This window comes from Pseudomonas arcuscaelestis (assembly GCF_016881005.1).
Taxonomy (GTDB): Bacteria; Pseudomonadota; Gammaproteobacteria; order Pseudomonadales; family Pseudomonadaceae; genus Aquipseudomonas; species Aquipseudomonas arcuscaelestis.
Genome location: NZ_JACOPV010000005.1, coordinates 404,449 through 416,789, shown reverse-complemented (window position 1 = coordinate 416,789; position 12,341 = coordinate 404,449). Strand labels below are relative to the sequence as shown.

Below are 12,341 nucleotides of genomic sequence, written 5' to 3'. Positions count from 1 at the left end.
CAAGGTGGCGATCCAGACAGTTGTAGGAGACGTTCAGAGTGCCATCGGCAAACCATTTGATATCGACATGGTGATCGTCGAAGGAGGTTTGCTTGACCTTGGTGAAGGGCTTGATCCAGTCCAGGCGCTGGGCCTGCTCACGCCAGAAGCCGTCCGGGTTGATAACCGACTGCTGGTACATGGCCTTGTAGGTCGCCTCATCAGTCAGGGTATTGGCCGCAACCTCGGGACGAACGGGATACAGGGGAGCCGCACTCATCTTTATCTACCTCGGTGTAATAGTTGTTTTTGTTGGTTCAGTTGAAGCTGCACGCAAAGCAATCAAATACTGAAACGCCCCAACAGCCTATCTTGCTCACCAACATGCTCGACCATGGCCGAGCACTGGGTGGCCTGCTGTTGCGCGCTACCGGAAACTTCAACGCTGATGTCGCGAATCGTTGTGGTATTGCGATTTATCTCCTCAGTCGTAGCGCTCTGCTGTTCAGCCGCCGCGGCGATTTGCAGGTTCATCTCGTTTATACGGTTGATCGCTTCGCGTATGCGTTCAAGCATCCCGTTGGCAGCGATCGCGTCTTGCGCCGTTTTGCTGGCGGTGTCCCGGCTCAATTGCATACGTGATTGCGCTTGTTTAACGCCCGACTGCAACTGGTCGATCATCTGGCGTATCTCCTGAGTGGAGTGCTGGGTTCTCGAGGCAAGCGACCGCACCTCATCGGCAACCACTGCAAAGCCGCGCCCGGATTCGCCCGCGCGTGCCGCTTCGATGGCGGCGTTGAGCGCAAGCAGATTGGTTTGATCGGCGATGCTGGTAATCACCGAGAGAATCGACTCAATGTTCTGGCTGAGCAGGGACAACTCATTGATGGCACAGCCGGTAGCGTCCATTTCCTCTGCCAGACGCAGAATTGCATCGGTCGAGCGCGAAACCAGGGCAACGCCGTTGGCGCTCTGCTCATCAGCGGCCACCGCTGCCTGCGCAGCTGCCTGCGCATTGCCCGCGACCTCTTCAGCAGTGGACGCCATCTCCTGCATGGCCGTAGCCAACTGCTCCAGTTCCTGCAGTTGCGTCTGCACGCGGCCCGCCGTCTGGCTGGCCTCCACCGATGCCACCGTCGTGCTTTGGCGCACGTGCTGGGCACTGTTCACGACATCGCAAATGAGCGTTCTGAGGTTTTGCAAAAACCGGTTGAACTGTGCTGAAACCAGCGATATTTCATCGCTGCCGGAAACGCGCAGCTCACGGGTCAGGTCGCCTTGCCCGTCATTGATGTCTATCAACGAGTCTTTCAGGCGGTCCAGTGGACGCAGCAACATTTTCACCCAGAACCCAAGGAGCAATAGGCTGATCAACACGCCAAGGCCGGTGCCGAAAACTGCGCGCCAGCCAAGTACACGGGCTGCGGCCATCACCAGTCCTTCATCCAGTACGATACCGATGTACCAGTCCATGCCCTTGAGTTGGCTGAGGGGTATGAAAGCTACCAGCAAAGTCTTGCCGTCATGGTTGATCTCGCGCAGCTTGCTCTCAAGAGGCGGTAGATCACCGGCAAAAATCTCACCGTAGGATTTGCCATTCAGTTGGGTTCGCGGGTGCGAAATAATGTTGCCGTCCTTGCTTAGCAGAAAGGCATAGCCGGCACCGCCGAAGTCCAGGGTGTTTATAGCGTCAGCTACCGCTTTTAAATGAATCTGCCCACCGAATACGCCGATGGTCTGGCCAACATCGCTGACCTTGCTCACCGCAGAGATTAGAATCTCGCCGGTGGTGGAATCTGGGTAGGGCTCAGTAAATACGGCCTGGTTGGCGGCTTTGCCGACCTCGTACCATGGCCGCGTACGTCCATCATAATCAGCCTTGGGGTTCCAGGTAGCGCTGCTAATCAGCGGCTTACCGGTGGACTCGTAGGCGCCAAAGACCATCTTGAATTCTGTGTTGAGCACCGGCGAATCGAGAACACGTTGAGTAGCCTCGGGGCTGTACTGGCTATTGATGGCCTGGCCAGCCAGATCAATCAAGTGCAATTTTCCATTGAGCCAGTTCTCAATCTGCCTGGCCATGGTATTGCTGGTTTCGGCGATGTTAGCCGTCGCCTGGTCGCGCAACAGTTCACGCACTTGAGTGACCTGTAGCAGCGACAACAGGCCGGTGGTGATAAACAGCACACAGGCTGCCACAAGACTTACCTTGTAACGGATCTTCATTAAGCACTCCAACGAGGCGGCTGATCGTATTGCCTTTACGAGGCCGTTGACGCGCCCGGCAGCGCATGCAAATGGCTGCCGAGAACGATTACCAAGGAATTAGAAGAAACCGAGCGGGTTGATGTCGTAGCTAACCAGCAGGTTTTTGGTTTGCTGGTAATGGTCGAGCATCATTTTGTGGGTTTCGCGGCCGACGCCAGATTTTTTGTAGCCACCGAACGCGGCATGTGCCGGGTACAGGTGGTAGCAGTTGGTCCATACGCGGCCCGCTTTGATGCCCCGACCCATGCGGTAGGCGCGATTGATATCTCGAGTCCACAGGCCTGCTCCAAGACCAAACTCGGTGTCGTTGGCAATCGCCAGGGCCTCTGCTTCGTCCTTGAAAGTAGTGACCCCGACGACCGGACCAAAGATCTCCTCTTGGAACACACGCATTTTGTTGTGGCCTTTGAGTAGGGTTGGTTGGATGTAATAACCCGCCGACAAGCTGCCCTCGAGTTTCTCCACCGTGCCGCCGGCAAGTAGCTCAGCGCCTTCCTGTTCGGCGATCTCAAGATATGAAAGGATCTTGTCGAATTGCTGCTCGGACGCCTGGGCGCCGACCATGGTGTCGGTGTCCAACGGATCGCCGCGCTTGATCTGGTTGATCTTCTTCAACACTTCAGCCATGAACGCCGGGTAGATCGACTCTTGAACCAACGCGCGTGACGGACAGGTGCACACTTCACCCTGGTTGAAGAACGCCAGCACCAAGCCTTCGGCAGCTTTCTCGATGAAGGAAGGTTCGGCCTGCATGATGTCTTCGAAGAAAATGTTCGGCGATTTGCCGCCCAGTTCGACGGTGGAAGGAATGATGTTCTCGGCGGCACATTTCATGATGTGCGAGCCTACCGGGGTAGAACCGGTAAACGCGATCTTGGCAATGCGTTTACTGGTAGCCAGTGCCTCACCGGCTTCACGGCCATATCCGTGCACCACGTTGAGCACGCCTGCTGGCAGGAGGTCGCCAATCACTTCTAGCAGTACTGTGATGCCCAGCGGCGTCTGTTCCGCTGGTTTAAGCACGATGCAGTTGCCCGCAGCCAAGGCCGGTGCCAGTTTCCAAGCAGCCATCAGGATGGGGAAGTTCCACGGAATGATTTGTCCGACCACACCGAGCGGCTCGTGAATATGATAAGCCACGGTATTACCGTCAATCTCAGCTGCACTCCCTTCTTGCGCGCGCAGACAGCCGGCAAAATAACGGAAGTGGTCAGCGGCCAATGGAATATCGGCGTTGAGCGTTTCACGGATCGGCTTACCATTGTCCCAGGTTTCAGTAATTGCCAGCAGCTCAAGATTCTGTTCGATGCGATCGGCAATTTTTAACAATACGCTCGAGCGGGTCAAAACTGACGCACGCCCCCACGCGTCTGCTGCGGCATGCGCAGCATCTAGGGCGCTTTCGACATCTTCAACGCAAGAGCGTGGAAATTCGGCAATCGGCTGGCCATTAACCGGGGACGTAGTGGTGAAATACTGAGCGTTTATCGGAGCGACAAAGTCGCCATTGATAAAGTTGCCGTAACGAAGCTTGAAGGACACCTTGGAACCTTCAGTGCCGGGATGTGCGTAGCGCATGATTTTCTCCTAATTATTGTATTTAGCTGGAGGAGCCTGGATAGAACCTGTCAGGTCAAGCTTCTGCCTGGTATAGCGGGAACAATCGCCCTTCCGTTAGCGCCGGTATAGAGTCATCAGGTCTGGGCTCAAGCTCAAATCGATTATTGAAAGGGGTGGATCGGCTGGAGCGATACGAAGCAAAAAGCGGGCAATTTACTCCACCTGCGGGCGGGCGCTATCCTCAAATAGCTCGTGAATCATTGGTCGGTTGCGGCGGGTTTGCAGGCAACAGAGGTAATAGCTGATCTGAAAAGGTTGCTCGACGAAGCTGATCGCCTTGGTCCCGGGACGATCTGCGTACTCCACTGCCGACACAAATCCCACGCCAATTCCATGAACAACTGCATGTACAATGGCTTCGCGACTGTTCAGTTGCATAGAGCAGTTAAGCTTTACGTTATGGGCGGCGCAGCCCTCCTCGACTAATTGCCGTGTGCGCGAACCCTGCTCTCGTAGCACCACAGGCTGGCCAATAATATCTTGTACGCTCACTTCGTCCTTGCTGGCCCATGGATGATCATCCCGCACTACCGCGAGAATCGGACAGGTCCGATACAACTGCGTACTAAGCCGAGGATCAAACTCGGATAAAGCCAATATGGCAAGGTCAATGTCAAAATTATAGAGCCGGTCTAGCGTTCCAGACTCAGTTGTAAACGAAGTTTCCAAGTCCACGTCCGGATACTTTTGCATAAGCGAATAGGTGAGACTCATAGCAATCGGCGGTGACACGGCCCCAATTCGTAACATTCCGTGTTTGCGCTGACGAAAACTTTGCAACAACTGAATCGCTTCATCCTCCTGACCAAATAAACCCTGAGTAATGTCGTAAAGCATATGCCCGGGAGCGCTTAGTTCAATATATCGACCGCGGCGATGAAATAACTCTACGGAAAATTTTTTCTCCAGCGCACTAACTTGCTCACTGATGGTCGGTTGGCCGACACTCAAGTATTCCGACGCCAGGGTAAAACTACCTGTACGAGCGACCGCATGAAATGAACGAAGCCATTTATGATATTGATACATGTTGAGTCTCTTCTTTAAGGCATCTGACCGTCAATCCATGAGGCGTGCACCCAATGGTCCTAATGAAAAGGATCATTACCTGTAGCATAGACCGTTTTTCTGATTAAAAAGAGGTCGCCGACTATCCACGTATTTACTACGCGGGGGGGAACGCGGACAATCGACAACCTAGAGGGAAACGTTTGATTTGCAGCAGCACTCGACCAGTGCTTGCCACGCAAATCTACAGCCCATAATTTAGAAATTGATCACATAACTGGCGATCACCCGGTTTTCGTCGCCACTGTCGGCATAATTTGAACGATTGGTCGCGTTTCGCCACCGAAGTGAAAGGTTTTTAAGCGGACCGGATTGAACGACGTAGATAATATCGGTGCTACGCTCCCACTCATGTCCCTCTTCATTCAGGGCACGCAACGCAGCGGACTTAGATGTTTTGATGTTGGCCGGGTCGACGTCGTCACCCTTAACATAGCGCAAGTTGAATGTCAGACCAGGGATACCTAGTGCAGCAAAGTCATACCCGTACCCCGCGTAGATAGCCTTTTCATTGGCCAACGAGAAGGTGCTGACTAGCATTTCGCCAAACAGGTAGGTATCTGTGCCGGAAATATAGGGAAACGCCGTATCGCCAGAGCTCTTTTGATAGCCGCCGCTCAGGGTATGTCCAGCAATGGTGTAGCCCATGTTGCTACTGAATGTGCGGTTATCCACCTCGCCGACAAGCGAGCGCCCGGTTTCACGAGCGTCAAAGTAGCGTGCTTCAGCAAAGGCTTTACCCGCGCCCAACGGCGCGTTGAATTTTACGCCCAGATAGTTCCGACGAACAATATCATCAAGCTCACTCAGATGATAAGAAAGTGTAAGGTTGGGCAGCACCTGATAATCCAGGCCACCATAGGAATAGTGGTCACCAGTTACTGCAGCGTAACCACTAAACTGGGAGGTCAAGGTAAGGTCGTCGGAACTGGATGAATCTCGCTGTTTAACCGAGTCGACCTGCCCCGCCGTAACGCTCAGGCCGGTAATGTCCTTAGAGACAAGCTGGGCACCATTAAATACCTGAGGCAACAAGCGGCTATTGTTCGACGACAACAGTGGTAGTACCGGATTCAACCCACCAATACGCAATTCTGATTGTGCAACGCGCGCCTTAGCGGTTACTGCCAGCTTTGAATAATCATCTTCAGCGCGTTTATCGGACCCACGCGGCAGTAAACCTGTGCCGGTGCGGTCTGGACTGGAATCAAGTTTCAGTCCAAGCATCCCGATTGCATCGACTCCAAAACCAACCGTACCATCGGTAAAACCCGACTGCAGGTTCAGGATAAAACCTTGAGCCCACTCCTCGCGCTTCGATTGACTCGGTGTACCATCGCGAAAGTCGCGGCTGTAATAAAAGTTTCGCAGTTCCAGCGAGCCTTTACTGTCGCCAATAAAGTCTGCGAAGGCGCTAGATGCGCCGGGCATCAGGGTCACGCACAGTGCGGTTTTCAGGTAGTGGCGAGGTCTTGTTTTCATTATTGTTTGATCTCTACGTTGAGTAATTCACCCAAACACACAGGTGCGCTGGCGACAGCCAGTGTGATCAGGTTTCGACGGACAAACGGTGGTGCAAGGCAAGTTTGAAAGCTTGCCGATTTCGCAAGCGCTAGTTACTGCGTTCCATTGATAGCCAGGTCAAACACCTGGTAACTTTTTAGAACACGCGTCGCAACACGCATGCGGTATTCATTATTCAGCGAACGATTAATAATTAGCGGAATCTTGGCTTCGGACAATCCGCCATGGGTACGTAGCCGCGTGCCATGCAAACCCTCAAGGTTATGATTGTCAATCGAACTACCAATACAAGTATCGGAGCGAGCGATTACCACCACGTCAGCCTCGCGATCTTCCGGCAGCTGGAATAACCCGCAGGCCGACTTTTTGTTAAGGACCAGTTCAACCCCTTCAATCGCACTGATCCGCGTCATGACAGCCTCCGGACTAGCGTTGCCGCGACACCAGACCCGAACAAATCCCCCGAGGGCACCATGATGACCTACAAAAGCATCGGTGATCGGACAGATAACAATGGTATTGCCGCTACCGAACGATTTATCGAGAATATCCTGCAACCAGATGACGTTGGGCGCCCCTTGTTTGTTGCTTTTGTCGCTCATGCCATGATCGGCGACCAGCGCCAATACAACATCCTGTTCGGCTAGCTTTCCGAAGGCGGTATCCATCTGTTGGTAAAAAAAACGCGCTTCTGAAGATTCCGGTGGACATTTGTGTTGCACATAATCCGTCAGGGACAGGTACATCAGATCGGGACGTTTATCATTCAGCAGCTTGAGGCCGGCTTCAAGAACAAACAGCGACAGTTCCATGGAGTACATGTCAGGCTGAGGCAAACCTACATAACTCAATACGTTTTCTATCCCATTTTCCTGCAAGGTGCAGTAGCGAGCAGCTTCTGCGGAAAAACTGATTTGGCCAGGGCTAGCGGTCAGGCCTTTACCCAGCTGTCGACGCAACTTCTCTTTGGCGGTGATAGACACTACCGTGGCGCCGGCGTGAGCAAAACCGGCAAGGATAGTATCGCAACGCAGCAATTCCGGGCCGGTCATCACCACCGGTTGCCAAGTGCCGGTATCCAGATAGTAATTACCGGAAATCCCGTGCTTGAGCGGAGGACTACCCGTGATGATCGACATGTTGTTTGGGCAGGTGAATGAAGGCACTACACCATCAACTAGGCAGGCAAAACCCTGTTCGATGAAGCGTTGAATGTTGGGTATTGCACCCTCCTCTAAATAACGCTGTAAGTAACTTGGGTCGCCACCATCAATGCAAACAACGACGACTGGGCGTTTGGGCCAGCTATATTCCGTTCCATTGACACTTACAGCATTGGTCATGTGGATGTCCTTCTGTGAAATACTGCCTGCTACCGCCAGGAGCAGTAGCAGGCAGTGCCCGAAGCGCTAAATTACGCTTAGCTCGATTGAGGCATTTCACCGCGTGCAAGTCGCTTGTTGATGTCATCGATTACTGCCGGCAATTCGGCAATGGTGTCGATCAAGTAGTGCGGACGCGAGCCTTCAAACATCTGGGCAATACGGGCGCGCTCTTCAGCCAGTGACTCCAAAGACAAGGCTTTGTATTCGTCATAGGTCAAACCCAAAGCATTCCCCGAACAGGTCAGAGCTACCGTCCACATACCGGCGCTGCGACCTTCCAGAATACCTGGCCAGGTGTCGTCAACCTTTACGCAGGCCGCAACGTCGTCGATCCCGAGGGCGATGACGTTAGCTAACGCTTGTGCAGGATGAGGACGGCCATTCGGTACTTCGTCAGTAGCGACCACATGGTCTGTGACGTAGCCGTTATCGCGCGCCAGATCGACTACTTTCTGCATGACCACTGCGGGATAACCGGAGCACGAACCGATTTTCAGGCCTTTGCTACGCAGCGTGGCGATGGCATCCAGGGCGCCTGGAATCAGTGCAGAGTGCACGGCAATCTTTTCGATCTGCAGCGGCATGAAGCGCTCATAAATAGCAGTCACGTCGTCGTCAGTTGGGGTACGACCAAAGGCCGCACGATAACGCTCGGCGATTTCCGGTACATCGCAGAGAGTACGGATATGATCCCATTTTCCCATGCCCATCGGGCCGCGGGCTTCTTCCAGAGTCACCGCGACACCGAACTCGCCAAATGCTTCGACAAAAATCTGAGTCGGAGCGAAAGAGCCGAAATCTACAACAGTGCCAGCCCAATCCAGGACGACAGCTTTAAGATGGGTCGGTTGCTTGTAGTTCATATTGGTACTCCACTTAGTTTTAGAATCGCCCACCCCGAAGAGCGTGGGCCATGTTACATGGGTTGAATGAAGCCATTAATACCAAGTTATTCAGCACTGGCTCCTTTGAATAACTTTTCAATCAGCGGCCGCTGCCGGAAAATGCGTAAGCAGCACAAGTAATATTCGATGTGCAGCGGTTCATCGATAAAGCTGATTGCGCATGTTCCGGGTAATTCGACATATTCCACTGCAGAGACGAAGCCGATACCGATGTTTTGCATGATTGCGTGGGTTATCGCCTCACGGCTGTTCAACTGCATCACGCAATTGAGTGGTACACCGAGCGGCAGGCAGTACGCTTCGAGCCGCTGCCTGGTCCGCGATTGAGATTCGCGTAACACAAGCCTCTCACCGCTGATTTGTCTGATGCTCACCTCACCCAACTTAGCCCAAGGATGGTCATCACGAACCACCGCTACGATCGGGTATTTTCTGTATAACTGAGTTTCGAGGCGTGGATCAAAATTACAATGCGCAAGAATTGCTGCGTCACTATCAAGATTAATCAAACGCTCCAATGTTGCCCTTTCAGTGTTGAACGAAGTCTCCAGTTCGATTTCAGGGTTACATTGCATGAACGAATAGATAATGTTCATCGCCACCGCCGGTGAAACGGCTCCCAAACGCAGCGTTTCTTTCTTTTGCTGCCCTAAGGAAGTGAAAACCTGCACCGCTTGCTCCTCTTGCTCGAACAGTCCTTGGGTGATAGCGAATAATTGACGACCCACCGGGCTAAGCTCGAATCGGCGCCCGTCGCGGTGGAACAGCTCCACCGCGAATTTTTCCTCAAGGGCACCGACTTGCTCGCTGACAGTCGGCCGACCAACGCTCAGATACTCGGCAGCGAGAGCGAAACTGCCCGTCCTCGCCACGGTATGGAAGGAACGGAACCACTCATTGTATTGATACATAAGAGGCGCCTGGATGAGCGAGTCAGCGTACTAGTTGCAGGCTTCAGCGCCGGATGAACAGGGCTACGGTTGCGCTGGAGAGACAAGCCGCAGTCACTACGATAAAGATAAGCGAGGTGTTACCGGTGCTGTCGAGCATTGCGCCAATCAGCGGCTCCGCCAGGCCTGCGAACAGGTAGGAAGAGAAGTTCATGATCCCGGTGGCTGTGCCAGCACGTTTGGCACCGACCAGATCAGGACACAGCGCCCAGAAGCTGGAAGCAGGGCCGTAGACGAAGAAGCCGCAAAGGAATAGAGCAACCAGACCGATAGCACTGTGGGCAGGCAGACTCCACATCCACATGCTGGTTGCGGCGCCGAGGAACATGTAGAGCATGATCGCCAGATAGCGCTTGGAGCCAAACAGCTTGTCGGATACCCAGCCATTGCTCAGTGCACCGACTGCCATGCCTACTGGCAATGCGACGGTGATCCATTTAGGGTCGATGAAGCCGTCACCATGTTTCCAGTCAGCCCCCATGAAGTGCACCGGCACCCAGACGATCAAGCCATAGCGAGCGGCGTTCTGGAAGCCAAGGGATACAGCCGCAATAATCAGACGGAAGTTTTTCAGTACAGCTTTATAACGCTGCGCAGAAGTTTCCACTTCACCTTCGCCAACTTCGTGGTCCTTATCGCCAGCATTGGCCACACCGGTGTCGGCAAGTGGTTCAAAGCCGAGGTCCTGCGGACGTTCACGAGCAATCAGGTAAAACAAGATGCCACCTGCGAGCATCAACAATACTGGCAGACGGAAGATCCACCGCCACTCGAGCTGGAAAACCTCCAGTACGACGATTGAGGTGATGTACGACAGGACCGATGCACAGCCGGCGGCGAATACATAGAAGCCATAGACCTTGCCGCGTTCGCCGGCGCTCCACCAGTTCGACAGCAAGCGACTGCCCGGCGCCCAACCCAATGCCTGGAAATAACCATTAATACCCCATGGCAGAACCAGGCTGGCTAGACCGCCGGCGAAACTGGTTACCCAGTTGGCGGCACAGGAAAGCACAGCGCCCAAACTCATGATGCGCCGGCCGCCGAACTTATCGGCTAGGTTGCCATTGATTGCCTGGCCGATGGCATACGCCCATAGCATTGCGGCAGATGCCCAGCCCAGCGTTTCTTTGGTAAAACCAAACTCAGCCTGAATACCGGGGATCGCAAAACCGAAGGTTTGACGTCCGGTATAGAAGAACAGGTAGCACAGCATTGCAGCCAATAGCATGCGCCATTGAGCCACGCGGAAGGATGACGTCGGTACAGCGAGACCGGACAGGGTGTCGGCACGATTCATGATGTTTTCCTTTTTGTTCGTTCCCACCAGCCGTTAGCAGGCGGGGGTGGCACTCTTTTTTGGTGCATCAGGAAAGCGCTGCAGCAAACACTGCAGCTAATGGGCTTCGTCCCTAGGCGGCCTGGGAGCCGATGAAGTTCTTCCCTCGCGCGCCCTGCATGGCAAACGCGATGATTTCTTCCGCCTCCTTGGCCGACACGCCGTAATCGGTAAATTCTGTCTTAACCTGCAATGCGTGAAGGAATGCGCGTAGTTGCGACTGCGCAGTGATCAGGTCGCAACCAAATACCTGTTGCAGGGTGCGGTCGCGCGCTTCGTCCTGGCCCCAGGCCAAGCCCAGAACAAGCGGCAGTGTGAAGGAACAGGCGATACCATGAGGCAGCCCATAGCGCAGGGTCATTTCGTAGGAAATGGAATGGGCGAGTGCCGTTTTGGTATTGGAGAAAGCCATGCCTGCCTTAAGCGCAGCCAGCGCCATACGCGAACGCAGCTCTTTATTCGAAAGGTCGCGATACAGTTGCGGCAAGCATTCCAAGATGTCCCGAATAGCAGAGATCGCGAAATTATCCGAGACGGGGTTGGCATTGATATTCCAAATCGATTCCAGGGCATGCGACAAAGCGTCCAAGCCGGTTGAAACTGTTACGCCAGCGGGCACAGTTAACATAAGTTCTGGATCGATAATCGCGACCTTTGGCCAAGTGCAATCAAGGTGTAGGGAATATTTTTTCTGGCTCCCGCTGTCCCAGATCGTGGCCCATGGCGTCACTTCACTACCGGTACCGGCAGTCGTGGGCGCTGCAATCAGGGCTTTACTGCGGGCTGGTTCAAAAGCCTTGCCAGTGGCCAGCAAAGCCAAAAGTTCGTCAAAGGTTCCGGTTTCGGTACCGACGATCAATGCTTTTGCAGTATCAATGGCACTCCCACCGCCGACAGCAATCACGGTTTCACAATCTGCCGCGTCGCGCCAGAATCGCTCATAAGTGCTGCGCAGTTGTGCGACATCTGGGTTAGGCTGGACATCCTCAATGATGTACACCAAGCGATCGCCCAACAAACCCTGGATGCGATCCACGAGCCCCAGGCCACGTGCTTCCGGAAAAATTACTAACGCGACGTTTTGCCCCTCAGTGAGCGACACCAGTTCCTTCAGGCTGCCATAGCCATAGCGCGTATCGACCGGGTTGTGGAAACGAGCAGTCATGACGACTCCTTGGTTTTATTGTTGTTGGAAGGTGTTGTCATCCTCACTGTCGCGACCGCATAGCTCAAATCGATTGTTTGCAGGTGACTATCGGTTGGGCCGATCGAAAGAAGTAAGTGCAATTAGCGCGGTCGGATA

Annotated in this window: 10 protein-coding genes; all 10 read right to left on the bottom strand. The window is 53.8% G+C overall.

All coding sequences use genetic code 11. From position 1 onward, the window contains the following. Positions 1-259, bottom strand: a 259-nt coding sequence (locus H8F21_RS10340; protein ID WP_328824453.1) for an acetyl-coenzyme A synthetase N-terminal domain-containing protein, incomplete at its 3' end; no start/stop codon positions are given. A gap of 62 nt (positions 260-321) precedes the next feature. Then, positions 322-2,205: a methyl-accepting chemotaxis protein gene (locus tag H8F21_RS10335; RefSeq protein WP_203584323.1), complete on the bottom strand. Its 1,884-nt coding sequence runs from the start codon at positions 2,203-2,205 to the stop codon at positions 322-324. A 99-nt stretch (positions 2,206-2,304) separates the two neighbouring features. Beyond that, complete coding sequence (exaC, locus tag H8F21_RS10330) at positions 2,305-3,825, bottom strand: acetaldehyde dehydrogenase ExaC (RefSeq protein ID WP_203543202.1); 1,521 nt, start codon at positions 3,823-3,825, stop codon at positions 2,305-2,307. Between the two features lie 195 nt (positions 3,826-4,020). Continuing rightward, positions 4,021-4,896 carry a LysR substrate-binding domain-containing protein gene (locus H8F21_RS10325; protein ID WP_203543201.1) on the bottom strand — a complete coding sequence of 292 codons (876 nt, stop codon included), beginning with the start codon at positions 4,894-4,896 and terminating at the stop codon, positions 4,021-4,023. Between the two features lie 237 nt (positions 4,897-5,133). Continuing rightward, positions 5,134-6,417: an OprD family porin gene (locus tag H8F21_RS10320; protein ID WP_203584322.1), complete on the bottom strand. Its 1,284-nt coding sequence runs from the start codon at positions 6,415-6,417 to the stop codon at positions 5,134-5,136. Between the two features lie 134 nt (positions 6,418-6,551). Continuing rightward, positions 6,552-7,802: a phosphonoacetate hydrolase gene (phnA, locus tag H8F21_RS10315; RefSeq protein WP_203543199.1), complete on the bottom strand. Its 1,251-nt coding sequence runs from the start codon at positions 7,800-7,802 to the stop codon at positions 6,552-6,554. A 77-nt stretch (positions 7,803-7,879) separates the two neighbouring features. Beyond that, positions 7,880-8,707 (bottom strand): phosphonoacetaldehyde hydrolase, encoded by an 828-nt coding sequence (gene phnX / locus H8F21_RS10310; protein ID WP_203543198.1) that lies wholly within the window; start codon positions 8,705-8,707, stop codon positions 7,880-7,882. A gap of 86 nt (positions 8,708-8,793) precedes the next feature. Then, entirely contained in the window at positions 8,794-9,660 is an 867-nt protein-coding gene (locus H8F21_RS10305) for a LysR substrate-binding domain-containing protein (RefSeq protein WP_203584321.1), read from the bottom strand. 43 nt (positions 9,661-9,703) lie between these two features. Beyond that, the gene (locus H8F21_RS10300) at positions 9,704-10,999 is read right to left on the bottom strand and encodes an MFS transporter (protein WP_203543196.1); all 1,296 of its coding nucleotides are present in this window, start codon (positions 10,997-10,999) and stop codon (positions 9,704-9,706) included. 112 nt (positions 11,000-11,111) lie between these two features. Further along, positions 11,112-12,203 carry an iron-containing alcohol dehydrogenase PsrA gene (gene psrA / locus H8F21_RS10295; RefSeq protein ID WP_203543195.1) on the bottom strand — a complete coding sequence of 364 codons (1,092 nt, stop codon included), beginning with the start codon at positions 12,201-12,203 and terminating at the stop codon, positions 11,112-11,114. Positions 12,204-12,341 lie beyond the last annotated feature (138 nt).

Coding starts and splice junctions, on each gene's coding strand:
- H8F21_RS10325 (WP_203543201.1), bottom strand. CDS start 4,896: ATGTATCAATATCATAAATGGCTTCGTTCATTTCATGCGGTCGCTCGT.
- psrA (WP_203543195.1), bottom strand. CDS start 12,203: ATGACTGCTCGTTTCCACAACCCGGTCGATACGCGCTATGGCTATGGC.
- H8F21_RS10300 (WP_203543196.1), bottom strand. CDS start 10,999: ATGAATCGTGCCGACACCCTGTCCGGTCTCGCTGTACCGACGTCATCC.
- phnX (WP_203543198.1), bottom strand. CDS start 8,707: ATGAACTACAAGCAACCGACCCATCTTAAAGCTGTCGTCCTGGATTGG.
- H8F21_RS10320 (WP_203584322.1), bottom strand. CDS start 6,417: ATGAAAACAAGACCTCGCCACTACCTGAAAACCGCACTGTGCGTGACC.
- H8F21_RS10305 (WP_203584321.1), bottom strand. CDS start 9,660: ATGTATCAATACAATGAGTGGTTCCGTTCCTTCCATACCGTGGCGAGG.
- phnA (WP_203543199.1), bottom strand. CDS start 7,802: ATGACCAATGCTGTAAGTGTCAATGGAACGGAATATAGCTGGCCCAAA.
- exaC (WP_203543202.1), bottom strand. CDS start 3,825: ATGCGCTACGCACATCCCGGCACTGAAGGTTCCAAGGTGTCCTTCAAG.
- H8F21_RS10335 (WP_203584323.1), bottom strand. CDS start 2,205: ATGAAGATCCGTTACAAGGTAAGTCTTGTGGCAGCCTGTGTGCTGTTT.